The sequence below is a fragment of the Methylocystis sp. JR02 genome (assembly GCF_030063565.1).
Lineage (GTDB): Bacteria > Pseudomonadota > Alphaproteobacteria > Rhizobiales > Beijerinckiaceae > Methylocystis > Methylocystis iwaonis.
On the sequence record NZ_JASIRC010000001.1, the window covers coordinates 3,292,717 to 3,316,332 of the forward strand.

Annotated in this window: 16 protein-coding genes; 5 read left to right on the plus strand and 11 right to left on the minus strand. The window is 66.3% G+C overall.

From position 1 onward, the window contains the following. Positions 1-327 precede the first annotated feature (327 nt). A complete protein-coding gene (gene ligA, locus QNA11_RS15670; RefSeq protein WP_283483742.1) occupies positions 328-2,448 on the plus strand; it encodes an NAD-dependent DNA ligase LigA in 2,121 nt (706 codons plus the stop codon). Positions 2,449-2,596: 148 nt separating this feature from the next. Here the strand turns inward: ligA and QNA11_RS15675 are convergent, their stop codons facing one another. The 5 genes from QNA11_RS15675 to QNA11_RS15695 all read right to left on the minus strand — a co-directional run bounded on the left by QNA11_RS15675 (position 2,597) and on the right by QNA11_RS15695 (position 8,409). Then, complete coding sequence (locus QNA11_RS15675; protein ID WP_283483743.1) at positions 2,597-3,940, minus strand: (Fe-S)-binding protein; 1,344 nt, start codon at positions 3,938-3,940, stop codon at positions 2,597-2,599. 135 nt (positions 3,941-4,075) lie between these two features. Continuing rightward, positions 4,076-4,723 carry a sterol desaturase family protein gene (locus QNA11_RS15680; RefSeq protein ID WP_202071177.1) on the minus strand — a complete coding sequence of 216 codons (648 nt, stop codon included), beginning with the start codon at positions 4,721-4,723 and terminating at the stop codon, positions 4,076-4,078. 4 nt (positions 4,724-4,727) lie between these two features. Then, complete coding sequence (locus QNA11_RS15685; protein ID WP_283483744.1) at positions 4,728-5,714, minus strand: fatty acid desaturase; 987 nt, start codon at positions 5,712-5,714, stop codon at positions 4,728-4,730. A 240-nt stretch (positions 5,715-5,954) separates the two neighbouring features. Continuing rightward, positions 5,955-7,097 carry a hypothetical protein gene (locus QNA11_RS15690; RefSeq protein ID WP_283483745.1) on the minus strand — a complete coding sequence of 381 codons (1,143 nt, stop codon included), beginning with the start codon at positions 7,095-7,097 and terminating at the stop codon, positions 5,955-5,957. A gap of 67 nt (positions 7,098-7,164) precedes the next feature. Further along, a complete protein-coding gene (locus QNA11_RS15695) occupies positions 7,165-8,409 on the minus strand; it encodes an aminotransferase class I/II-fold pyridoxal phosphate-dependent enzyme (RefSeq protein ID WP_283483746.1) in 1,245 nt (414 codons plus the stop codon). A gap of 217 nt (positions 8,410-8,626) precedes the next feature. On the opposite strand from QNA11_RS15695, the gene ccmA reads away from it, so the two are divergent. Together ccmA and ccmB are read left to right on the plus strand one after the other, a co-directional pair. Next, positions 8,627-9,289, plus strand: coding sequence for a heme ABC exporter ATP-binding protein CcmA (gene ccmA / locus QNA11_RS15700; RefSeq protein ID WP_283483747.1), 663 nt, complete (start codon positions 8,627-8,629; stop codon positions 9,287-9,289). Continuing rightward, a complete protein-coding gene (ccmB, locus tag QNA11_RS15705; protein WP_283483748.1) occupies positions 9,286-9,957 on the plus strand; it encodes a heme exporter protein CcmB in 672 nt (223 codons plus the stop codon). The genes ccmA and ccmB overlap by 4 nt, the downstream gene beginning before the upstream one ends. A 93-nt stretch (positions 9,958-10,050) precedes the next feature. Here ccmB and QNA11_RS15710 read toward each other — a convergent pair whose 3' ends face one another. The 3 genes from QNA11_RS15710 to QNA11_RS15720 all read right to left on the minus strand — a co-directional run bounded on the left by QNA11_RS15710 (position 10,051) and on the right by QNA11_RS15720 (position 14,953). After that, entirely contained in the window at positions 10,051-10,848 is a 798-nt protein-coding gene (locus QNA11_RS15710; protein ID WP_283483749.1) for an enoyl-CoA hydratase, read from the minus strand. Positions 10,849-10,925: 77 nt separating this feature from the next. Continuing rightward, entirely contained in the window at positions 10,926-13,334 is a 2,409-nt protein-coding gene (locus QNA11_RS15715) for a penicillin-binding protein 1A (protein WP_283483750.1), read from the minus strand. A 353-nt stretch (positions 13,335-13,687) separates the two neighbouring features. Beyond that, entirely contained in the window at positions 13,688-14,953 is a 1,266-nt protein-coding gene (locus QNA11_RS15720) for an N-acetylmuramoyl-L-alanine amidase (protein ID WP_283483751.1), read from the minus strand. 715 nt (positions 14,954-15,668) lie between these two features. Here QNA11_RS15720 and QNA11_RS15725 point away from each other — a divergent pair. Further along, on the plus strand, positions 15,669-18,686 hold the full coding sequence (locus QNA11_RS15725; RefSeq protein ID WP_283483752.1) for an Rne/Rng family ribonuclease: 3,018 nt from the start codon (positions 15,669-15,671) through the stop codon (positions 18,684-18,686). Positions 18,687-18,978: 292 nt separating this feature from the next. On the opposite strand, the gene QNA11_RS15730 is transcribed toward QNA11_RS15725, so the two are convergent. Continuing rightward, positions 18,979-20,148, minus strand: coding sequence for a pyridoxal phosphate-dependent aminotransferase (locus tag QNA11_RS15730; protein WP_283483753.1), 1,170 nt, complete (start codon positions 20,146-20,148; stop codon positions 18,979-18,981). Positions 20,149-20,347: 199 nt separating this feature from the next. On the opposite strand from QNA11_RS15730, the gene QNA11_RS15735 reads away from it, so the two are divergent. Continuing rightward, the gene (locus tag QNA11_RS15735) at positions 20,348-21,646 is read left to right on the plus strand and encodes an MgtC/SapB family protein (protein ID WP_283483754.1); all 1,299 of its coding nucleotides are present in this window, start codon (positions 20,348-20,350) and stop codon (positions 21,644-21,646) included. On the opposite strand, the gene modC is transcribed toward QNA11_RS15735, so the two are convergent. Both modC and modB read right to left on the minus strand, forming a co-directional pair. After that, positions 21,641-22,717, minus strand: coding sequence for a molybdenum ABC transporter ATP-binding protein (gene modC, locus QNA11_RS15740; protein WP_283483755.1), 1,077 nt, complete (start codon positions 22,715-22,717; stop codon positions 21,641-21,643). The two genes, QNA11_RS15735 and modC, sit on opposite strands and share 6 nt — an antisense overlap. Next, complete coding sequence (modB, locus tag QNA11_RS15745) at positions 22,714-23,400, minus strand: molybdate ABC transporter permease subunit (RefSeq protein WP_281929424.1); 687 nt, start codon at positions 23,398-23,400, stop codon at positions 22,714-22,716. Before modB ends, modC begins: the two co-directional genes overlap by 4 nt. Positions 23,401-23,616 lie beyond the last annotated feature (216 nt).

A 23,616-nucleotide genomic window follows, 5' to 3' on the forward strand; every position in this document is an offset into this window, starting at 1 on the left:
GCGTGAGCTCATCCCTCCCCTTTACGGGGAGGGTGGCCCCGCGTAAGCGGGGTCGGGTGGGGTAAAGCCCCACCAGAGTCATTGCGGCTTGAACCCCACCCGGCGGCCTTCGGCCGCCGACCTCCCCGTAAAGGGGAGGTATTTGTGGCTAACGGCGTTGCTTTGCTCTCGCGGCAGAGCCCCTCGCGCCGCCGCCCCGAACGCGGTAGGTTGCGCCGCTTCGTATTCTCCCGTCATAGCGAGCGAGGCGAAGCAATCCAGAGCCGCGCCCGCTGCTCTAGACCGCTTCGCCTCCTCGCAATGACGGCTGTAGGCCACCTTTGCGATATGACGAAAAAGTCCGCCGCCTCTCATTCCTTGCCCGTCGAAGAGCTATCGCTCGCGCAGGCGCGCGCCGAACACACGAGTCTCGGCGAAGACATCGCCCGCTATGACCGCGCTTATTATCAGGAAGACGCGCCGCTCGTTCCCGACGCCGACTATGATGCGGCGCGCCGCCGCTACGAGGCGCTCGAAAAAGCCTTCCCCGAACTCGTCTCAGAGGAGTCGCTGACAAAAAAAGTCGGCGCGAAGCCCAGCGAAAAATTCGCCAAAGTAAAGCACGCGGTGCCGATGCTCTCGCTCGGCAACGTCTTTTCGGATGAGGAAGTCCGCGACTTTGTCGCGCGCGTGCGCCGCTTTCTCGGCCTCTCAGACGTCTCGCCCATCGCCTGCACAGCGGAGCCGAAAATCGACGGCCTCTCCTGCTCGCTGCGTTACGAGCGCGGCCATCTCGTGCAGGCGGCGACGCGCGGCGACGGTTATGAGGGCGAGGACGTCACCGCCAATATCCGCACCTTGAAGGAAGTGCCGCAGCGCCTGCATGACGGCGCGCCGGAGGTGCTGGAGGTGCGCGGCGAAGTCTATATGACCCATGCGGCCTTTGCGGCGCTGAACGAGCGCCAGACAGCGGCGGGCAAGCAAATCTTCGCCAATCCGCGCAATGCGGCGGCCGGCTCGCTGCGTCAGCTCGATTCGCGGATCACCGCCGAACGGCCGCTGCATTTCTTCGCTTACGGCTGGGGCGAGGTGAGCGCCTTGCCGGCCCGAACGCAATGGGGCGTGCTGCAAGCCTTCAACGCCTATGGGTTGAAGATCAATCCGCGCACCAGGCTCTGCGAAAGCGTCGAGGAGATGGTGGCGCATTATCATGCGATCGAAGCCGATCGCGCGATGCTCGGCTATGACATCGACGGGGTCGTCTACAAAGTCGGCGACATTGCGCTGCAGGAGCGGCTCGGCTTCGTCTCTCGCGCCCCGCGCTGGGCGGTGGCGCATAAATTCCCCGCCGAGCGCGCCACGACCATCCTTCGCGACATCGAGATAAATGTGGGCCGCACCGGCGCGCTGACGCCCGTCGCGCGGCTGGAGCCGGTGACGGTCGGCGGCGTCGTCGTCTCGAACGCCACGCTCCACAATGAAGACGAGATCGCCCGCAAGGACATTCGCATCGGCGACACGGTCATCGTGCAGCGCGCCGGCGACGTCATTCCGCAGATCGTGGAAGTCATCCCGGAAAAACGCCCGCATGGCGCGAAGCCTTACGAATTCCCACAAGTCTGCCCGCGCTGCGGCTCGGCGGCGCTGCGCGAGATCGACGAAAAGACCGGCGAGGCGGATGTCGTGCGCCGCTGCACGGGCTCGCTCGTCTGCCCAGCGCAGGCGGTCGAGCGCCTCAAGCATTTCGCCTCGCGCAACGCCTTCGACATCGAGGGGCTCGGCGATAAGCAGATCGAATATTTCTTCGCCGAAGGGCTCATCAAAACGCCCTCGGATATTTTCACGCTCGAAGAGCGCGATCGAAAGAGCCTCACGAGGATCAAGAATCGCGAAGGCTTCGGCGAGACCTCAGTGCGCAACCTCTTCGCCGCCATCGAGGCGCGGCGGGTCATCCCCATCAATCGCTTCCTCTATGCGCTGGGCATCCGCCATGTCGGCGAAACCAACGCGCGCCGTCTTGCAAGGCACTTCGGCGATTTTGACTCTCTGCGCGAGACGGCGCGCGACGCTGTGCCGGGCACGGAGGCGCGCGCCCGCATCGATTGCATCGACGGAATCGGCCCGGTGGTCGCCGAAGCTCTGCACGACTTCTTCGCCGAGCCGCATAATGAGAAGGAGCTCGACGCCCTGCTCGAGCAGGTGACGATCGAGCCGATGCCGCAGGTCGCGTCATCTTCGCCTGTCGCCGGCAAGACGGTCGTCTTCACCGGCTCGCTGGAGCGCCTCACCCGCGACGAAGCGAAGGCGCAGGCCGAGCGCTTCGGCGCGAAGGTCGCGGCGTCCGTGTCCAAGAAAACCGACCTCGTGGTCGCGGGGCCCGGCGCTGGCTCGAAGCTCGCGAAGGCGCAGGAACTCGGCATCGAGGTGATTACGGAAGACGAGTGGTTCAAGCGGACGGGGCAGGAGTAGTCGCTCGGGCCGGGGCCGTGTCATTCCAGACGGGCCGAAGGCCCGATCTGGAATCCAGGGCAACCTCCGCTATCTTGGCTCTGGATTCCCGATCGCTTCGCTTACGCGAAGCGTCGGGAATGACATCCCGCCCGATGTTCCACGCGCCTCACGCGAGCGCGTCGCGCAGCATCAGCGCGATGTGCCGCGCTTTCCGGCCGCTGCCGTGCTCGATCTGGTGACGGCAGGAGAAGCCGTTGGCGATCAGCGGCGTGTCTTCCGACGCGGCGCGCACCGCCGGCAGCAGGGACTGTTCGGCCATCGCCATAGAGGCGTCGTAATGCTCGGCCTCCAGGCCGAAGCTTCCCGCCATTCCGCAGCAGCTCGAATCGATCACCTCGAAGGAAAAGCCCGGTATCCAGCTCAAAACCTTGCGCGTCGCCTTCATCACGCCGAAGGCCTTCTGGTGGCAATGGCCGTGCAGCAGCGCCTTGGGCAAATCCAGCGGTTTCAGCTCCAGGCGCAGGCCGTTGTTTTGATGCTCGCGCGCCAGAAACTCCTCGAAGAGGAAAAGCTGCTTGCCGAGATCGCCGACCTCGGGACCGAGCCCCAGGCTGTAAAGCTCGTCGCGTAGCGACAGAAGGCAGGACGGCTCCAGCCCGATGATCGGCGTCTTGGCGGCGATCGCGTCTCGGAAGGCGGCAAGAACGCGGCTGGCTTCGCCCTTCGCCTTATCCGCCATGCCGGTGGTGAGATAGGTGCGCCCGCAGCAGAGCGGCCGGTTGGGCTCGGCGTCAGTCGGCGCGGGCTTGGCGAAGCGCACGCTGTAGCCGGCGCGTTCCAAAACGGCGACGGCGGCCTCGGCGATCTCGGGGTCGAAATGGTGGCAGAAAGTGTCGACGAAAAGAATGACCTCGCCGCGCGCGCCTGCGCTTGTCTCTTTGGCGGGAGCGAAGGGTTTTGCGGCCAGCTCCGGAAGCGGGCGGCGCGCCGTGATACCGAGCCGTCTTTCCGCAAATTTGGCGAGCGCCGAGAAACGATTGCGCAGGCGGATGGCGAGGCCCAGCACGGCGCGATGGCGGCCGGTCCATTCCGGCACGCCGCCGAAGAGCCGCGTGCGGATCGGAACCCCGGTGAGCGCATGGCGCTGAGCGAGATATTCCGTCTTGATCAGCGTCATATCGACGGCGCTGGGGCATTCCTTCTTGCAGGCCTTGCAGGAGACGCACAGATCCATCGCTTCCGCGAGGCGGGGATCGGCGAAGGCGCGCGCGTTGGCGGGGTCGTTGAGGGCGGCCTTGAAGGCCGCGACGCGCGCTTCGGTGGAATGTTTGGGGTCGCCGGTGATGCGGTAGCTCGGGCACATAACGCCCTTGCCGGCTTTCTGACAATCGCGGCTGTGCATGCACACAGCGACAGCCTTGGCGTAATTGCCGCCCGTGGCCGGAATGCCCGAATAGGCGTCGCCAATGCCGTAGGTGTCGTAAGCCGACCAATCGAGAAAGGTTTTCATGCCGGATCCGTTTCCGGCAGCGAAAAGCAAAATCGGGGCCGCTGACCCACAAAAGCGCTACTTTGGCTCTGGATTCCCCGTCGGGCTTTCAGCCCGCCGGGAATGACACGCCCCTGAGCGCGTTATTTTAAAGGCTCAAACGGCCTTTGTGCCGGGCGTCTCGCCCTTCTGATAGGCCGTGCCGAAGACATAGTCCCACCAGATGGCATGCACGCCGAAACCCTTCTCGGCGTCGCGGAAATGGTGGAGCATATGCAGACGTTTCACCAATTTGCCGAGATCGGAGGTCGGCTGGCCGTGATGCGTCCAGTAATGCACGCAGTCATAGGCCACATAGCCGGCCATGAAGCCTGCGAGCACCGGCCAGGCGAAGGTCGCGCCGAAGATCAGCCGGATGATCGTCAGCGCGATGAGCATGATCGGCGCGGAGAGCAGCGGCGGCATCACGAGCCGCAGCGGGTCGCTCGGATAGATGTGGTGCACGCCGTGGATCAGGAACTGGAAGCGCGGTCCGAAGCCGAAGGGCAGCGGAAACACCGTGTGGAAGAGATAGCGGTGGCCGAAATATTCGGTCAGCGTCCAGGCGACATAGCCGATGACGAGGCCGAGCAGAACGAGCCCGGCGCCCTGCAGCGACAAGGAGTAGAACAGCAGGCCCAGAATGATCGGCGTGTAGATGATCACGGGCGTGAGGTGATGCACGCGCGAGAAACGATCGAGAAGGTCGTTCTCGAAAATGCGCGGCGAGGCGTCCAGCGCTTCTGTGCGTGTGTCCTGCGTCATGATTTTACTCCGCCGGGGCAGCGATATGCTGCGCCGCTTGCGTGACATTTACCGACCGCGTGCCGAGCGAATAGGTCGGATCGAAGATGAAGGTGACGAGCAGCGCGAACCAGGAACGATGGCAGCGCAGCGTGTCGTAGAACTCCGGCGCCATGGCCGTGAGCTCGGGCAAACGGTTCCATGGGATTTCGTGAAAATCGTGATGCTCGTTGTGATAGCCGATATTGAGCGCGAGCTTATTGAGCGGCCCATAATAATCGAACGTGCCTTGGTCGGGCCCGAAGGCGAAATGCTCCTGCAGCCAGCGCGCGCTCAACGGATGCAGCCCGCCAACCGAAAACCAGAAGGACAGGAAGAGATAGAGCAAAGCGTTGGGGCCGAAGGCCCAGAGCATGAAGAGATCGAAGGCGATGATGACCGCGATATTGATATAGGTCCATTTGCCCATGATCGGCACGGTGCCCTTCAGCCGCGACAAGCGTGCGAGCTGGATGGCGGGAAAGGCGAAAAGCCAGGCGGCCTTGCGCCAAGCGCTATTGCCGACCCACTCCACTTCCCACTGGCTCGGCACATCGGCGTCATAGTCATAGGCCGAGAGATGCGAGTGGTGCTTGATGTGATAGCAGCGGAAGCCCATCGCCGTGGGGAAGCCGTTGGGGAGATCGGCGAGGATCGCCGTCCATTTATTGGCGAGCGGGTCTTCGAAGACGCAATTGTGAATCGCATCGTGGATGATGACGAAATTCGCGTGGTTCGCGAAGGCGCCGACGCAGATCGCCAGCAGCAGCGAGAGCCACCAATAGGAGAGTCCGAGCCAGCCCATCACGGCCGCGATCACGAATTGGCCGGCGAAGATGCCGGCCGTGATCTTGAAGGTCACCGGGTCTCTGCCGAATAGCTCGCGCACCTGCGGATATTTTTCCAGGATGAGGCGGCGGCGCTCGACATGCGAGCGGTCGGCGCCCTGGGCGGTGACCGAAATGCCGTTCATGGATCACGTTTCCTTCAGTTGGAAGCGGAGCAACGGGTGGATGCCGGCGTGAGCCTATCCCTCCCCTTTACGGGGAGGGTGGCCCCGCGTAAGCGGGGTCGGGTGGGGTAAAGCCCCACCACTGCCGTTGCGGCGCGAACCCCACCCGGCGGCCTTTGGCCGCCGACCTCCCCGTAAAGGGGAGGTATTTGGGACTAACGACGCCATGCCGTCATTCACCCGATTACCCCGGACCTGAACTCAACCGATACGCTTCTCATAAATGCGGTGAACCTTGTCGACCTTGCCGCCGAACATTTCGATCGGCTTGCGCATCGCCATGTTGTCTTCGAGCACCCAGCCAGCCTCCATATGGGTGATAGAAGCCTTGGCGCCGCGGCGGCGCATCTCCTCGATCATGGAGAGCAGAATGGCGCCGCCCGTCGCGCTGTTTTGCAGCGCCTTGCGGGTGCCGAGCAGCACGATGCGCGCGGTGTTGAACTTGTGGTTGCGCATGCGCGAGATCAGCTTCGGCAGGCCGAAGGGGAACAAGCGGCCGTCGAAGTCGGAGACGATCTCGAAGAGATTGGGGAGCGCGACCAAGAAGCTCACCGGCGCGCCGTCGAGCTCGACCATGATGCCGAATTCCGGCGGCATGACATATTTCAAAGCGTCGGCGGTGGAATCGAACTCAGCCTTGGTGAAGGGCACGAAGCCCCAGTTGTCCCGCCAGCCGTCGTTGAAGAGCTCCTCCATCAGCGCCGTCTCGGTCGTCTTCAGATTGTCGAGATCGAGCGGGCGGAGCTTCAAACGGTCTCGCCATTCCTTGCGGTTCGAGATGAGGGGCTTTTCGTTGAGGAAAGTCTCATCGATGGCGATGCGATAGGAGACGAGGTCCTTGGCCTTCTCATAGCCGAGCGCCGCGAGATGGCGCGAGAGATAGGGCGGATGCCAGGGCGTGAGGAACATGGGCGTCGACTCGAAGCCCTCGATCAGCATGCCGACTTCGCCGTTGATCGTCGGCGAGAAGGGGCCGTTGATCCGCGTCGCGCCTTTCGCCTTCAGCCAATCCTCCGCGGCTTCGACCAGCGCGCGCACCACCTCGATATCATCGACGGCGTCGAGCGCGCCGAACTGCGCGGGGCTCGCGGCGACGGGCGTGATCCCATCCTTATAGACATGCGCGGCAATGCGGCCGACCCATTCGCCGTCGCGGCGAGCAAGGAATTTCTGATCCTCGACCAGCTTGTAATGCGGATTGAGCATATGGGCGAAGAGCGTCCAGCGCTCGATGTCGAGCGGCGGCGCGAAGCCCGGCGCGCCCTTGTAGAGAAGGCGCGGAAGCTTGCAGAAAGTCGTGAACGTCGAGAGCCCAGCGACCGGTACGATCTCGATTCGCGCCATGGACAAAATCCTTAGCCTTTGCGGGGGAACGCGGAAAGCGTCATGATGACGCGCCCGCGCTGTCGTATCAGGCGGCGGCGCCGGACATGGCGGCGGCGACGATGCGCTGCGCCTCCTCCGACACAGGCGGGATGTCGCGCAGCGCCTTTATGACGCCGCGGATTTCCGCCTCCGTATGGTTCGCCGAAAAGAAGAAGCGCAGGCGCGGTCCGTCCTTGGGCACGCCGATTCGCACGACGGGCGGCACGTAATAGCCCTTTTCGAGCAGATGCCGCGCCGCCCACATCGTTTCGAGATCGTTCTCGAAGAGGATCGGCACCACGCCGCGGCCGATCGCCGGGCCCGTGGAGAAGCCGTTTTCATGCGCGACCTGGCGGAAAAGCTCGGCGTTCTGCGCCAGCTTGCCGATGCGCCAGGTCTCTTCCTGCATCAGCCGCAGGGCGGTGCGCGCCGCCGCGAGAACGACCGGCGAGAAGCCGACGCTATAAACGAAGCCCGGCAGCGTGTAGCGGAACCACTCGATCACTTCCTTCCTGGCGCAAATATAGCCGCCGCAGGAGGCGAGCGATTTGGACAGCGTGCCGATGATGAGGTCGATGCGCTGCGGATCGACGCCCTGATGCTCCGCAAGCCCGCGGCCATGGTCGCCCAGAACGCCGAGCGAATGGGCTTCGTCGACCATTAGCCAGATTTGATACTTGTCCTTGATCTCGTAGAGGCGCGGCAGATCGGCGGTGTCGCCGTCCATGCTGTAGACGCCTTCGACGACGACGAGCACATTGCGATATTCCTCGCGATGGCGCGCCAGCAGATGGTCGAGATGGTCCATGTCGTTGTGGCGGAATTTGACGACATGGGCGGGCGCGCCATCCGCGCCATAGACGATGCTGTTATGGGCAAGCTCGTCGATGAAGATCGCGTCGCGCTTGCCGTTCATCAGATAGGAAATGGTGGTGACGTTCGAGAGATAGCCGGAGACGAGCGCCAGCGCGCTTTCCATGCCGATGAATTCGGCGATCTCCGCCTCGAACTGCTTATGCGTGGTGCGTTCGCCGCCCACGAGACGCGAGGCGAGCGCCCCGACGCCGAGCCCGTCGACCTCGCGCTTGGCCTCCTCGCGGATGCGCGGGTGATTGGCGAGGCCGAGATAGTCGTAATTCGCGAAGCTGACGAAATGCGTCCCCTGCGCTTCGAAGTCCGCCTTGAGCTTGTCGATCTGCGCGAAGAAGGGGTTGTTGAACTCGAGCAGGGCGTTGCCCGCGAAGCGGAATCTCCGCGAGGCATAGTCGGGGAGGCTTCTGTGTTTCGTCACTGAATTCGCAGTCCCTGAATGGCCGGGCGCGGCCGCGCGCGCTTGCTTTTCCCGAAGAATCAAGGCGCCCTGAGCCGTTAGGGCGCCTGGAGGCTGATCGGGTCCCTTAGCACCCTCCTCGCCCTCGCGCCAGTGCGCCTGCGCTCAGGGCAGGCGGGCAGGAAAGCGCGAGCGCGCCTATGGCGCTTGCGCGCGGCTTTCTCTATTGGCTTTGCTCATGGAAAAGAGCCCGCATCGCCCCCATGCAGACGTCCATTCGGCCCTCCGGCTGAGCGTCGAAAATCTCGCCGTCTCGCGCGGCGGCCGGTCCGTGCTGGCCGGTGTCAGCTTCGCTCTTTCGGGCGGCGAGGCGCTGGTGGTGACCGGCCGCAACGGCGCCGGGAAATCGACCCTGCTGCGCACCCTCGCGGGCCTTCTGCCGCGCGCCGCCGGCGAGATGCGGCTGGAGGGCGCCGGCGAAGAGGCGGAACTGCCCCAACAGGCGCATTATCTCGCGCATGCCGACGGCATGAAGGCGGCGCTCTCCCTCGACGAAAACCTCGAATTCTGGTCGGCCTATCTCTCCCCCGCGCCCGATCCGCGCGCCCGGACGGTCTCAGAGGCGCTTGCCGTCGTCGGCCTCTCATTCGCCTCGCGCGCCCCTTTCGGCGCGCTCTCGGCCGGACAGAAACGCCGCGCGGCGCTGGCGCGGCTCCTCGTGGCGTTCCGCCCGGTGTGGCTCCTCGACGAGCCGCTCACCGCGCTCGACAGAGCCTCGCGGGAAAAATTCGCCGCCGTCATGCGCGATCACTGCGCCAAGGGCGGCCTCATCGTCGCCGCGACCCATGAGCCGCTGGGGCTCGAGGAAGCCGGCGAACTGGCTTTGGGAGGCGCGAAATGACCTCGTCGATCGGCGCGCTCTTCCTGCGCGAATGGCGCATCGCCCGCCGCGTCGGCGGCTCGGGCGCCATGGGGGTGGTGTTCTTCCTCACCCTCGTGACGATCGTGCCCTTCGCCGTGGGGCCGGACCCGAACCTCCTCGCTCGCATCGGCCCGGCGATCCTGTGGATCGCGGCGTTGCTCGCGAGCCTGCTCGCCTTCGACCGGCTGTTCCAGGCGGACGCCGAGGACGGCTCGCTCGATCTGCTGCATCTGGGCGAAACGCCGCTGGAGCTGGCGGTGCTGGTGAAATGCGCCGCCCATTGGGCCGCGACCGGCTTGCCGCTCATCATCGCCGCGCCCTTTCTGGGGCTGATGCTGCAACAGGAGACGATGGCGCTGGTGGGCGTGGTGGCGACGCTCCTCGTCGGCACCCCGGCGCTGACTCTCATCGGCGCCATCGGCGCAGCGGCGACGGTCACCGTGCGGCGCGGCGGCCTGCTGATGGCGCTGCTGGTGCTGCCGCTGACGATTCCGGTGCTGATCTTCGGCGTCTCGGCCTGCGAGGCGGCGACGGGCGGGACGGTGCCTTTCTATTCGCCCTTCTCGATCCTCTGCGCCATTACGCTGGTGGCGCTGGCGCTGTGCCCCTTCGCGGCGGCGGCGGCGTTGCGGCATTTGGGGGAGTAACGCCGTCATTGCGAGGAGCGCAGCGACGAAGCAATCCAGGAGCCCCGATGCGGCTCTGGCTTGCTTCGCTACGCTCGCAATGACGGAGCTACATCACGGCTCCCGCCACCCCGGCGCCCGCTTTTCCAGAAACGCCGCGATCCCCTCTTTCGCGTCCGCGGCGAGCATATTCTCCACCATCACGGCGCTCGCGAGATCATAGGCCTCGACGAGCGGCTTCTCGCGCTGGGCGTAAAACGCCCTCTTGCCGAAGCGGATCGCCTCCGGCGACTTCGCCGCGATCAGCTCGGCGAGGGCCCGCGCGCCGGTGCGTGCGCCGTCCTGTGAGACGCGGTTGACGAGCCCGATGCGCAGCGCCGCCTCCGCGCCGATGGGGAAGCCGGTGAGCAGCATTTCCAGGGCGTGTTTCGGCGCGAGATTGCGGGAGAGCGCCACGGCCGGCGTCGAGCAGAACAGGCCGATATCGACGCCCGGCGTGCAGAAGCGCGCGTTTGGGCCGGCGACGGCGAGGTCGCAGCTTGCGACGAGCTGGCAGCCCGCCGCGGTGGCGATTTCGTCGACGGCGGCGATCACGGCCTGCCGCAGAGCGACGATCTTTTGCATCAGCGCCGAGCAGCCCCGCATCGTCTCCTCGAAGAACCCACGCCCGCCGTCCGCATCGCTACGGTGAGCCGTCAGCTCCTTGAGGTCGTGACCCGCGCAGAAGGCCGGGCCCTCGGCCTGCAGCACCACGACGCGAATGTCGCCGCGCTTCTCCAGACCGTCCAGCCGCTGCGACAGCGCCGCCAGCATCGCCACCGACAAAGCGTTGCGCGACGCCGGCCTGTTGAGCGTCAGCCGCGCGATATGCCCCGCTTCTTCCAGGAGAACGAATTCATTGCTGTCGGTCATGGGCCAGGGCTCTTGTGCAACGATTAGATAAAAATAGAGCGGCCGGAAACTTTCGTCTCCGGCCGCTCTGCGATCGATCAGTAAAGTCCGCCCGTGCCGCTGCCGACCTGCTGGTCGACGTCATGCGGCGTATTGAGCTGGCGGGGGCCCCCGCCTTCGCCGCTCGTGTAGGAATCCGGCGGCGCGGTGCCCGGCTTGAAGGGCCAGAGCTCGCCGCCGCTCGCGGTGCGCAGGCCGGTGCTCGGATTGACCGAGATCAGCTTGATGCCCGGCGGCACGCGGAAGGGCGTATCCGGCTTGTCCTTGAGGGCGACCGTCATGAAGTCGCGGAAGATCGGCGCGGCGAAGAGCGCGGCCTGGGCGTGGCTGCCCATGGAGCGCGGTCGATCGTAGCCGATATAGACGCCGACGGCGAGGTCCGGCGAGAAGCCCACGAACCAGAGGTCCTTCGCCTCATTGGTCGTGCCGGTCTTGCCGGCGAGATGCTTGCCGACGGATTTGATCGACACGCCGGTGCCGCGCTGGATGACGCCTTCCATGATGTTGGTGATCTGATAGGCGGTGAGCGGGTCGAGCACCTGCTCGCGCTTGTCGATCAGCTTGGGCTCGTTCTGATTGTCCCATTTCGCCGCGTCGCAGCCCAGGCACTGGCGCTCGTCGTGGCGGAAGATGGTCTTGCCCCAGCGGTCCTGCACGCGGTCGATCAGCGTCGGCTTGATGCGCTTGCCGCCATTGGCCAGCATGGAATAGCCGGTGACCATCTTGAGCAGCGTCGTCTCGCCGGCGCCCAGCGACAGCGAGAGATAAGGGCCCATGTCGTCGTAAACGCCGAAACGCTTGGCGTATTCGGCGATGAGCGGCATGCCGACGTCCTTGGCGAGGCGCACCGTCATCATGTTCTTCGAATGGACGATGCCGTAATTGAGCGGATGCGCGCCGGTGCCGTGGCCGCCTTCGAAGTTCTCCGGCGTCCAATAGCTGCCGTCGGCCTGCTGGATCGAAATGGGCTCGTCGAGGATGGACGAGGAGGGCGTATAGCCATTGTCGAGCGCCGTCGCATAGACAAAGGGCTTGAAGGAGGAGCCCGGCTGGCGCAGCGCCTGGCTGGCGCGATTGAACTCCGACTGGTCGAAGGAGAAGCCGCCGACCATGGAGAAGACGCGGCCCGTATAGGGGTCCATCGCCACCATGGCGCCCGAGATTTCGGGGATCTGGCGCAGGCGGAAGTGGCCCGGATTGCCCGCCATCGGCTCGACATAGATCACGTCGCCGACGGTGAGCGCGCCGCGCGGGCCGCGGCCGGTCCAGCGCATGCCCTCGGCCGTGAGCAGGCCCGTCTCGCGCTCGCGCGCCACGTCGCCGGAAGCCTCGCGGCCCGGCTGCAGGCCGACGCGGGCGCCCGCTTCGTTGACGTCGAGCACCACGGCGAGGCGCCAGGGCTTGATGTCGCCGAGCGCAGGAATGCCGGCGAGCGGGACGCCCCAATCGGACGAGACGTCGATATGGTTCATGGCGCCGCGGAAGCCATGCGCCTCGTCGAAGCGCACGAGGCCGTCCGCCAGCGCCTTGCGGGACCAGGCCTGCATCTTGGGGTCGAGCGTCGTGCGCACCGACAGCCCGCCCTCATAGAGGCCCTTGTCCTTGTAGCGGTCGAGCAGCTCGCGGCGCACTTCCTCGGCGAAATAGCCGGCGACGTAAGTATTGGGCGAGAGGGCGCGCGGATTGACGCCGAGCGGCTCCGCCTTGGCCTTCTCCGCCTCCAGATGCGTCACGACCCCATCGGCCTCCATGCGGTCGATCACATAGTTGCGGCGCTCGATCGCGCGGTCGCGATGCTGGAAGGGATGGTAATTATTGGGGCCCTTGGGCAGGGCGGCGAGATAGGCGGCTTCGGCGAGCGTCAGCTCATTGACCGATTTGTTGAAATAATTGAGCGCCGCCGCGGCGACGCCATAGTTGCCGAGGCCGAGGTAGATCTCGTTGAGATAGAGCTCGAGGATGCGCTCCTTGGAATAGGCGGCCTCGATGCGGAAGGAGATCAGCGCCTCGCGAATTTTGCGGTCGATCGAGCGCTCATTGCCGACGAGGAAGTTCTTGGCGACCTGCTGGGTGATCGTCGAGGCGCCCTGCACATGCCGGCCGCCCTGCGCCAGCACCGAGAGCGCGCGCACCACCCCTTCCGGGTCGATGCCGTTATGGGTGTAGAAATTCTTGTCTTCGGCCGAGATGAAGGCCTGCTTCACGAGCGCCGGAATGGCGGAGCTCGGCAGAAACAGGCGCCGCTCGCGGGAATATTCGGCCAGAATGGAGCCGTCATTGGCGTGAAGACGCGTCGTGACCGGCGGCTCGTAGTTTCGTAGCTGCGCCGTATCCGGCAGATCCTTGGAATAATAATAGACCAGCGCGGAGGCCGCGACGGCGCCGATCAAAAAGACGATCGTGCCGGTCGCGAAGACAAAGCCTAGAAACCTTGCGAGAAGTCGCATGAAATTCTTCCTCTCAGCGGGCGGGGAGGCCCGTGGCTTTTCGCCTGATCTTATATGGCGCCGGCGCCCGCCCTTTCGCTAGGACTGGGCCGGCCGGCAAGCGCGCAATTCGGCGTTGGTCCGCCGCGTGCGCGATTAGTTTTTCTGGATGGGGCCCACTCGAAACGGAAATCACCCGTCAATTCGCCTCGTGGCGCGGCAATGCTTTAGCACCGCCAGCGCCCGCCGATCCAGTGGCTTTTGGCCGATCGTCGCGCCGCCGTGGTGGCCAGGCGTGATGTCGCCGGTCTGTCCGGCGCGCAGCGAGCCGCGGCCCTGACGGCGCCTTTTTCAAAATGATGCGGTTTTGTGTTTTATTGTGGGCGCTCGAGCTTGACCGGCGCGCGCGCCTCGCGCGACCGCGCGGCGAAGAAGGCCTCGATCGCATCCGCGGTCTTGCCGGCGGCGCGGTCGCGCCAGTCGACCGAGGTCAATCGCGCGAGATCCTTCTCGCTCGAAAGATAACCAAGTTCCAGGAGGACCGAGGGGATGTCGTAGGACTTCAGGACAACGAATCCGGCGGCGCGCGCGGGGTTCTTGTTCAGGCTGCCGGCCTCCTTCCAATGCGAGATCAGCGTTTGCGAAAACTGGGCGCTGAAGGCGCGGGTTTCGCGCTGAGTGAGTTCGTAGAGGATGTCGCCGACCTGCTCGACGTCCTGCTTGCTCTCCAGGCCCGCCGCCTTGTCCGCCAGATTTTCCTTTTCGGCGATTTTCGCCGCCTCGGCGTCGGAGGCCTTGGTCGACACCGTATAGATAGTCGCGCCCTCGACATGGCCCTCGGCGAGCGTGTCGGCGTGGATCGACAAAAAGAGCGCGGCGTTGTTGCGATGGGCGATCTGGACCCGCTCGTTGAGCGGCAGGAAAATGTCCTCGCTGCGCGTCAGCACGGCTTTCAGCCGACCGCCGGCCTCGATCTTGGCCGCAAGCGCGCGGGCGAATTCGAAGACGACCGCCTTTTCCTGCTCCCCGTGCTTGCCCGTCGCGCCCATGTCGACCCCGCCATGGCCGGGATCGATCACGACGACCGGCTTATCCGAAGCCGCCGGAGTCGCGGCGGCCGCCGCCTCGGCAGGCGCAGGCTCGGCGCGCGCCAAAGCCGCGGCGCTTTCGGCGGCGGCGGCGGTGAATTGCGCTTCAGTGGTCGGCGTGAGCTCGACGATCAACCGGGCCCCGTCGCCAGCGGGTTCGCTTTCGGCCCGCACAATCTGGGCGGGCGCCGCGAGGTCGACCACCACCCGCGAGCGTCCCGGGGCGAACTGGCCATAGCGGTAGGATTTGACGAGCCGGGACTTGGCGGGCGCGCGGCCGTCCTTGGCGTCGAGATGGAAGGCGACCTCGGGCAGATCGACGATGACGCGCGCCGGATTGACGGCGAGATGCGCGCTCGCCTTTACGGCGCCGGTCAGCTCGAAAACCAGGCGGGCGTGGTCTGCGAGCGTCTCGACGCGGCCGGCGACCGCCGCAACAGGGGCGCCGGGCTCGGCGGCCAAAGCGGCGCTCGCGCCGGCGAGAAGGGCCGCCGCAGCGCCGACAGCGCGGCGCGCCCAAGTCTTTTTTCGGCGGGAAGGCGGCTGTCGCATGGCCCGAAGCTCGCAAAATTGCGTCAATCTGGAGAACTATATAAACGATTCTTCAAGCGCGTCCCTTAAGGGACCGTTAGCATCCACAGCTTCAGCCGGAGCGCGGCGCCGTTTTCGGGCGTCCGTCGCATAAATGCCGCAGAAGCGACGCTTGCGCGTCTTGCGGGCGCCCGCTATGAAGTGGGAAGCGCTCTGTGGAAGTCTGGCGCCGCAGCGGGGGCAGGCGCCCTTTGCATCGGCGGCCGACGGATTTCCAGGACGGGCTGACGTCTTCCGTCACGCGCGGCTTTGCGCCGGCTGTGACGCATACTCGCCGCCTTTGGGCGTCGCGAAAGGTTTTTTGACGATCTCATGGCTACGACCATGATAAGCGCTGCAGCGAAGATTCGCCTCGCCCGGTTCGTCCGCGCGATGCGGCTGCGCTCAAATCTTGCGCTTCGCGGTCTTTGCCGCAGGGACCGCGACGCAGGCAATGGTCGCGTTCCCAGTCGTCATTTTGTTCGGTCGTTCGCCGCGGATGCGGCGTTCCGGCCAGGCGATCTGTCCGCCGGCCTTCGCGCCGGCCAGCGTGTTAAAGGCCTTCGGCCTTTTCCCTTTTCCCCGACAACATGCGTTCGCGCCCTCGCGCTTCGCCGAACAGCGGCCGCCGCATCCTTGAACGGATCGCGGCTTGCTCCTCCGGCTGTCGCGCGCGCAACGCCGCAAAGAGTCCCCCATGGCAAACAAAATGCTGATCGACGCCTCCCACCCGGAGGAGACCCGCGTCGTCGTATTGCGCGGTAATCGCGTTCAGGAATTCGACTTCGAGGCCGCCGAAAAGAAACCGCTGCGCGGCAATATTTATCTCGCGAAGGTCACGCGCGTGGAGCCCTCGCTCCAGGCCGCTTTCGTGGATTACGGCGGAAACCGCCACGGCTTCCTGGCCTTCGCCGAGATCCATCCGGATTACTACCAGATTCCCGTCGCCGACCGTCAGGCGCTGATCGAGGAAGAGAGCCGCGCCCATCGCGAGCACGAGGAGGAAGAGCATCGTCCGCATGGCCGGCGCCGCTCCCGCCGCCGCCAGCACGAGGCGGCCGAAAAGCGCGCGGCCGAGGACGAGACGCTCGTCAGCGAGCCGGTCGACGTCGAGGCCCTGATCGAGGCCGCCGAGGAGGGCGAAGCCCCCGCCGCCGAGCCTGTGGACGCCGGCGCGCCGACGATCGCCGCCGAGGCTGTCGAATCCCCGGAAGCGATCGCGCCGACCGACGTCGAAGTCGAGGCCGAAGCGGTCCTGCCCGTCTCCGCCGAGGCCGATGAGGCCGCCGACGAGGCGCATCATACGATTTCCGTCGATCCGTCGGGCTTCGGCTCGGTGGAAGAGGGCGAGGCCGACGAATTCGTCGAGGAGACGCCCGCCCCCGACCATGAGCTGAAGGCCCGCCGTCAGGACGAGCGTGACGAAGAGCGCGCCCGCGAGGAAGGCCAGGAAGACGAGGAAGGCCAGGAAGACGAGGAAGGCGCGGCCGAGGAAGACGAGGCTGCGATCCACGCCCGCGCCCCGGCCGAGGAAGAGCATCACGACGACGACCACGACGACGAGGAGCACGACGAGGAAGAGCACGTCGAGCACATCGGCGGCGACGCCATGGACGAGGCGCCCTTCCGCGTGGTGCGTCCGCGCCGCCAGTACAAGATTCAGGAAGTCATCAAGCGCCGCCAGGTGCTGCTCGTCCAGGTCGTCAAGGAGGAGCGCGGCAACAAGGGCGCGGCGCTCACCACCTATCTCTCGCTCGCCGGCCGCTATTCGGTGCTGATGCCCAACACGGCGCGCGGCGGCGGCATTTCCCGCAAGATCACCGATGGCGCCGACCGCAAGCGCCTCAAGGAGATCGTCCACGACCTCGAAGTGCCGGAGGGGATGGGCGTCATCCTGCGCACCGCCGGCGCGACCCGCACCAAGGCGGAGGTCAAGCGCGACTTCGAATATCTGCTGCGGCTCTGGGAGAGCGTGCGCGAGCTGACGCTGCGCTCCTCGGCGCCGATGCTCGTCTATGAGGAAGGCTCGCTCATCAAGCGCGCCATCCGCGATCTCTACGGGCGCGACGTCGAGGAGATCGTGGTCTCCGGCGACGACGCCTATCGCGAGGCCAAGGACTTCATGCGCATGCTCATGCCGAGCCATGCGAAGAACGTAAAGCAGCATCGCGAGCCGGTCCCGATCTTCGCGGAAGCGGGGGTCGAGGCGCAGCTCGACGCCATGTTCTCCAACAATGTCACGCTGAAGTCGGGCGGCTATCTGGTCATCAACCAGACCGAGGCGCTGGTCGCGATCGACGTGAACTCCGGCCGTTCGACCCGCGAGCACAATATCGAGGACACGGCGCTGCGCACCAATCTGGAGGCGGCGGACGAAGTCGCCCGCCAGCTCCGCCTGCGCGACCTCGCCGGCCTCATCGTGGTCGATTTCATCGACATGGAGGAGAGCCGCAACAATCGCGCCGTCGAGCGCCGCCTGAAGGACGCGCTCAAGAACGACCGCGCCCGCATCCAGGTCGGCCGCATCTCGCATTTCGGCCTGTTGGAGATGTCGCGCCAGCGCATCCGCGCCGGCGTCGTCGAGGGCTCGACCGTGCCTTGCCCGCATTGCGCCGGCGCCGGGCATGTACGGTCCACCGCCTCGGTCGCGCTGCATGTGTTGCGCGTGCTGGAGGAGGCGTTGCTCAAGAGCGCGTCGCATGACGTGACGCTGCGCACCCGCGCCGTCGTCGCGCTCTACATCCTCAATCAGAAGCGCGCGCATCTGCAGGCGCTGGAAAACCGGTTCGGCGTGCATATCACCGTCGCCGCCGACGACACGTTGACGGGCGCCAATTATCACGCGCTGGAGCGCGGCGAGCCGGCCTCTGGTCCGCGTATCCCCGCCGCGCCGGCGCCGCTGCGCGTCGATTCGGTCCGGGCGGAGCCGATCGAGGAGGAAGTCCTCGAAGAAGAGGTTTTCGCCGAGGAAGAAGAAATGGCCGAGGCCGGCGAGCCGGCCCTCGCTAATGGTCGCCGCGAGAGCCGCGAGCCGCGCCGCGCCAATGGGAATGGCGAAGAGGGCGACGAGGGCGCTCAGCGCTCGCGCCGCCGCCGCCGCCGCCGCGGCCGTGGCGGTGGACTGAATGGCGAGGCGAGTTTGGCTCCCGGCGCCGAGCAGCCTTCCGACGAAGGTCTCGCCTTCATGGCGGCCATCGAAGGGCAGCCCGCCCCCCGCGAGACGCGCGAGCCTCGCCCGGCCCGTGGCCGCGGTCCCGGCCGCTGGCGCCGGTCGGCGCCGCTGCCGGAGGAATTCCGCGATCCTTCCGCGCTCTTCCCGACCGACGAGGGCGCGCAGGAGCAGGAAGCTTTGGTGACGCCGCGCGAGGCCCATATGCCGGACTTTGTGCCGCAGGCCGAAAACGCCGCGCCGTCCCTGGAGGCGCCCGCGCCGGTCGAGCAGCCTTCGGCGGCGCCGATTGCGGCCGAGCCGGCGCCGGTAGAGGCGCCGAAGGCTGAGGTCTCCGACGTCGAGGCGAAGACCGAGGCTGCGCCGGCGGCGCCCGTCTCGGTAGAGCGGGCTGCGGAGACGGCGGCCCCGGCCGAGGCCGTCGCGCCTGCGCCCGCGCCGGTCCCGCCGAGGAAGCCGACCGAGGTGGTGATCACCCAGGCTGACCCGACCGCCCCGAAGAAGGGCGGCTGGTGGCAGCGGGTGAAGACGCCTTTCGGGGAGTAAAAAACTCCCCCTTACGGGGAAGTTGACGGCCAAGGCTGCCGGGAGGGGCGCGTCGCAGCGGTAGCGCTGGGGCCCGCCGCTTCCTTCCAGGGAAGTGAGAAATCACAAATCTTGGGCGCGTCATGGCCGGGCTTGTCCCGGCCACCCACGCCGAGGGATGCGGCCTTCTCCGGGAAGGGTTAGTCCGATAGGCGGGCCGTACGCCAAGTCGTAAATTCATCCCCACCGCTCTGGCGTCTGCTCGGCGTGGATGGCCGGGACAAGCCCGGCCATGACGGGGTTGTGACGTGCGTCACCCCCGAGGTTGAGTCGAAAGCCACGCCTCGAGCCGCGCGGCGCCCTCGGCGACCTCGGCCTCTGCGCCCGCATAAGAGAAGCGGACCATCGTTCGCCCGCGCCCTCGGTCGAAATCGAGGCCGGGCGTCGCCGCAACGCCCGCCTCCACCAGCAGGCGCTTGCAGAAGTCCATCGAGTCGGCGGTGAAGTCCGACACATCCACGTAGAAATAGAAGGCGCCGTCCGGCGGCGCGAAGCGGGTCAGACCCATTGCCGGCAGACGCTCCAGCAGCAGCGCCCGGTTGCGCGCATAGGCGGCGCGGTTTTCCTCGAGCTCCTGCGTCGCGTCGAAGGCTGCGAGCGCCGCCCGCTGCGAGATGGTCGGCGCGCAGATCGCCAGGGATTGTTGCAGGCGCTCCAGCGGCCGCATCAGCCCTTCCGGCGCGATCAGCCAGCCGAGCCGCCAGCCGGTCATGGCGTAATATTTCGAGAAGGAATTCACGACGATGGCGTTCGGCGTGAAGCGCAAAGCCGTTTCGGCCGGCGCGTCATATTCGAGCCCGTGATAGATCTCGTCCGACACGAAGACGATCCCCGCCTCGTCGCAAAAGGCGCAGATTTTCGAAAGCTCGTCCGCGTCGATCATCGAGCCGGTCGGATTGGCCGGGCTCATGAACAGCGCGCCGTCGAGCTTCTTCTCGCGATGCGCGGCTGCGAGCATGGCGGCGGTGGGCGCGAAACGGGTTTCCGGACCGACCTCCAGCGGGACCGCCTCCAGTCCGAGGGAGGCGAGAATATTGGCGTAGGCCGGATAGCCCGGCGCCGTGACGGCGATGCGCGCGCCGGCGTCGAAGGCGCCGACCAGCGCCAGCATGAAGCCGCCGGACGAACCCGTGGTGACGATCACCCGATCCGGCGAAAGAGAGACCCCATATCGCGCGCCGTAATGCGCCGCGATGCGCTCGCGCAAGGCACGATCGCCCAGCGCCTCGCCATAGCCGATTCTGCCCTCCCGCAGCGCTGCGGCGGCGGCCTCGCGCACGAGCAGCGGCGCCGGCGCGCCCGGTTCGCCCAATTCCATATGCACAATATGCCTGCCGGCGCGTTCGAGCGCCCTGGCGTCGCGTAGAGCGTCCATCGCCATGAAGGGCGCGACGGCGGATCGGCGGGAGGGGCGCGGCGACATTTGCGGATTCCTGTATCTTAACCAGACGGGCGCTAGATTGGTGGCGACATAACCGCCAACCGACGGCGTGAATGTCCCGATGCTCGAAGACATTGCAAGAAGCCTTCGGGAATAAAATCGCCGAAAGCGGCGCGCCTAAGTTCTCTTCTTCGGCGCGCGGGCGGCCTAAAACAGCTCTTCTTCGAGGGCTTTCGCAAAAATGTATGATCTCACCGCCGCCGAGCTCATCCAGCGTCTCGTCTTCGCGCTGGCGATCGGCCTGCTCATTGGTCTGGAGCGCGGCTGGCGCGCCCGGGCCGAGGAGCCGGGCGAGCGCACTGCGGGCCTGCGCACTTATGGACTCGCGGCGCTGCTCGGCGGCGTCTGGGGCGCCATCGCCCGGCAATTTGCCGATCATGGCGGCGCCATCGCGCTGGGCGTGGCCTTCGTCATCTATGCGGCGGCGATGACCGTCTTCCGCTACCGCGAGACAATGCGCGACCAGACCTACGGCGCGACCTCGATTGTCGCCTTGATGCTGTCCTTCGCGCTCGGCGCCTATTCGGTCGTCGGCGAAGAGACGGCCGCCGCCGCCGGCGCGGTCGCGACCGCCTCGATTCTCGCCCTGAAGGAATCCCTGCACGAGCAGATCGCGCGCATGACCTGGGCGGAGCTTCGCTCGGGCCTCGTGCTCCTCGTCATGAGCTTCATTTTCCTGCCGGCGCTTCCAGACAAGGCCATCGACCGCTGGGGCGCGATCAATCCTTACGAGCTGTGGCTGATGACGGTGCTGATCGCCGCCGTCTCCTTCGCCGGCTATGTGGCCGTGAAGCTGATCGGCTATCGGCGCGGCGTCGCCGTGGCGGGTCTGGCGGGCGGATTGGCGTCGTCGACCGCGGCGACGGCCGCCATGTCGCGTCTCGCAAGCGAGCGGCCGGAGGCAATCGAGGTTCTGGCGGCGGGCGCGATTTTCGCCAATGCCGTGATGGGGCCGCGCGTCCTCGCCATTCTGACCGTCGTCAACCCGGGTTTCGGCCTGCGCCTCGCGGCGCCGCTCATCTCCATGGCGCTGGTTTATCTGATCGCCGGCGGCGTGCTGATGCGCCGTCACGGCCCGGCGCGCGAGGAAGCGGAGAATCCGCTGGCGATGACCAATCCGCTCGATTTGCCCGCCGTGCTCAAATTCGGCGCGCTGCTCGCCGTGGTGATGATACTCGCCAAGGTCGCCACCAGCTTCGCGGGGAGCCCCGGCGCCTATGCCTTGGGATTGATCTCGGGCATAGCGGATGTCGACGCCATGTCGCTGGCCATGGCCCGGCACGGCGCGACGGAGATCGGCGTCGCGCCGGCCGCGCTCGCCGTTCTTCTGGCCATTCTCTCCAACACCCTCGCCAAATCGGTCATGGCCTGGATGATGGGCGGTCGCCCGATGGGCCTGCGTTTTGCAGCGACGTCGGCCCTCGCGATGGCGGCCGGCGGCGCGGCGCTGTTCCTCGTCCCGGCGTTGGACGGCCTATAGGATTCGCTCGTCGAGCGCGACGGACTTCACCAGCGCATAAACCTGCGAGCCCAGCGCCAGACCCAGCTCGTCGAGCGCCAGCCGCGTCACCGCCGCGATGAGCTTGTCGCCGCCGGCGAGATCGAGCGTGACGAAGGCGAGCGCATTGCCATTCACCTCGATCCGGGCGATGCGCCCGCGCAGGATCGTGCGCACGCTCGTCTCGGCGGGGGCTTTGGCGAGCGTGATGTCCGTCGCCTTGATGGCGACGCGCGCCTCGCCCGCTTCCGCGATCCGTGCGGCGACGAGGATGTCGCCGGCGGGATGGGAAAGCCGCGTCACGCCATAAGTCTCGTCGACGGCGGCGATGCGCGCCACGAGCGAATTGATGAGCCCGAAGCGCCCGCCCTCGATGAGCCGGGCCGCGCCGGGCAGCACGTCGAGCGGCGGCCCCTGCGCGACGATCCTTCCCTTATTGATGATCGCGGCCTCGTCGGCGAGCCGCGCGATCTCTTCGGCGGAATGCGACACCAGCACGATCGGCGTTTTGAACTCGTCGCGCAGCCTTTCGATGAGGGTCATGATTTCGAGCCGCCGCGCGTGATCGAGCGCCGCCATGGGCTCGTCCATCAGCAGCAGGCGCGGCGAGGAGAGAAGCGCGCGCGCAAACCCGACGCGCTGGCGCTCGCCGCCCGAGAGCGTCGCCGGCCAGCGCTCGAGAAGATGGCCGACCCCAAGGGTCTGGATGATGGCGTCGAAGGGCGCGCGCCGTTCCGCCTTGGGCGTGAAAAACTGTCCGAAAAGGATGTTGGTCTTCACGCGCAAATGCGGAAACAGCAAAGCGTCCTGGAAGACGACGCCGACGCGCCGCTTCTCCGGCGGCAGAAAAATACGATTGTCCGTGTCGAGGAGGGTGACGCCGTCGACGACGATCCGGCCGCTGTCGGGGCGGGTGACGCCGGCGATCAGATGGGCGAGCGTCGATTTGCCGGCGCCTGAAGGGCCGTGAAAGGCGAGAATGCGCGCGTCGCTCTGCAAAGCGCAGTCGAGCTCGAAGCCCTTCCTCTTCAAGCGGACGTCGAGAGAAATCATTTCCGCCCGCCGAGCTGTGCTTGCAGCGCTTCGGAAGCAACGAGCGCGGCGACGGCGATCGCCGCCGAGATCGCGGCGAGCCTTAGTGCGGAAATATCGCCGCCCGGCGCCTGCAGCAGCGCATAGATGGCGGCGGAAATCGTGCGCGTCTCTCCGGGAATGCTGGACACGAATGTGATGGTCGCGCCGAATTCGCCGAGCGCCTTGGCGAAGCCGAGAATGGCGCCCACCAGCAGGCCATTGGCGGCGAGCGGCAGCTCGATCAGCGCGAAGGCCCAAAGGCGGCTCGCGCCGAGCGAGCGGGCGGCCGTGGAAAGACGCGGATCGACGTTCTCGAAGGCGAGGCGCACCGGCCGCACCATGAGCGGGAAGCTCATCACGGCGGCGGCAAGCGCCGCGCCGGTCCAGCGGAAGGCGAAAACGACGCCCAGATATTCCGCCAAAAAGCCGCCGATCGGCCCGCGCCGGCCGAAAAGCAGCAGCAAAGCGAAGCCGGTGACGACCGGCGGCAAAACGAGGGGGAGATGGACGAGCGCGTTGACCGCCGTGCGGCCCGGGAAGCTCCAGCGCGCGAGCGCATAGCCGACAAAGACGGCCGCCGGGAGCGAGAAGAGGGTGGCGGCGCTCGCGACTTTCAGGCTGAGAAATATTGCGGTGAGATCATCCGGCGATAAATCGAACAAGAGTCGCAACGCCTCGTGGGATTATAAAAAGCGAGCCTGCTGACGAACTGGTTGACGTCCCTCGCGCTTCGAGATGCCTGCTGCGCAGGCTCCTCAGCATGAGGGGCTTCTGCGCTGCGCTGTCACTTAGGCCTCATCCTGAGGAGCGAGCAAAGCTCGCGTCTCGAAGGAAGAGGTCGCCTCGGAGGTTTGTCAACAAACTGAGCGAGCCTGAAG

Coding starts and splice junctions, on each gene's coding strand:
- QNA11_RS15735 (WP_283483754.1), top strand. CDS start 20,348: ATGTATGATCTCACCGCCGCCGAGCTCATCCAGCGTCTCGTCTTCGCG.
- QNA11_RS15715 (WP_283483750.1), bottom strand. CDS start 13,334: ATGCGACTTCTCGCAAGGTTTCTAGGCTTTGTCTTCGCGACCGGCACG.
- ccmB (WP_283483748.1), top strand. CDS start 9,286: ATGACCTCGTCGATCGGCGCGCTCTTCCTGCGCGAATGGCGCATCGCC.
- modC (WP_283483755.1), bottom strand. CDS start 22,717: ATGATTTCTCTCGACGTCCGCTTGAAGAGGAAGGGCTTCGAGCTCGAC.
- QNA11_RS15690 (WP_283483745.1), bottom strand. CDS start 7,097: ATGGCGCGAATCGAGATCGTACCGGTCGCTGGGCTCTCGACGTTCACG.
- QNA11_RS15685 (WP_283483744.1), bottom strand. CDS start 5,714: ATGAACGGCATTTCGGTCACCGCCCAGGGCGCCGACCGCTCGCATGTC.
- QNA11_RS15720 (WP_283483751.1), bottom strand. CDS start 14,953: ATGCGACAGCCGCCTTCCCGCCGAAAAAAGACTTGGGCGCGCCGCGCT.
- QNA11_RS15675 (WP_283483743.1), bottom strand. CDS start 3,940: ATGAAAACCTTTCTCGATTGGTCGGCTTACGACACCTACGGCATTGGC.
- QNA11_RS15710 (WP_283483749.1), bottom strand. CDS start 10,848: ATGACCGACAGCAATGAATTCGTTCTCCTGGAAGAAGCGGGGCATATC.
- QNA11_RS15730 (WP_283483753.1), bottom strand. CDS start 20,148: ATGTCGCCGCGCCCCTCCCGCCGATCCGCCGTCGCGCCCTTCATGGCG.
- ligA (WP_283483742.1), top strand. CDS start 328: ATGACGAAAAAGTCCGCCGCCTCTCATTCCTTGCCCGTCGAAGAGCTA.
- QNA11_RS15725 (WP_283483752.1), top strand. CDS start 15,669: ATGGCAAACAAAATGCTGATCGACGCCTCCCACCCGGAGGAGACCCGC.
- ccmA (WP_283483747.1), top strand. CDS start 8,627: ATGGAAAAGAGCCCGCATCGCCCCCATGCAGACGTCCATTCGGCCCTC.
- QNA11_RS15680 (WP_202071177.1), bottom strand. CDS start 4,723: ATGACGCAGGACACACGCACAGAAGCGCTGGACGCCTCGCCGCGCATT.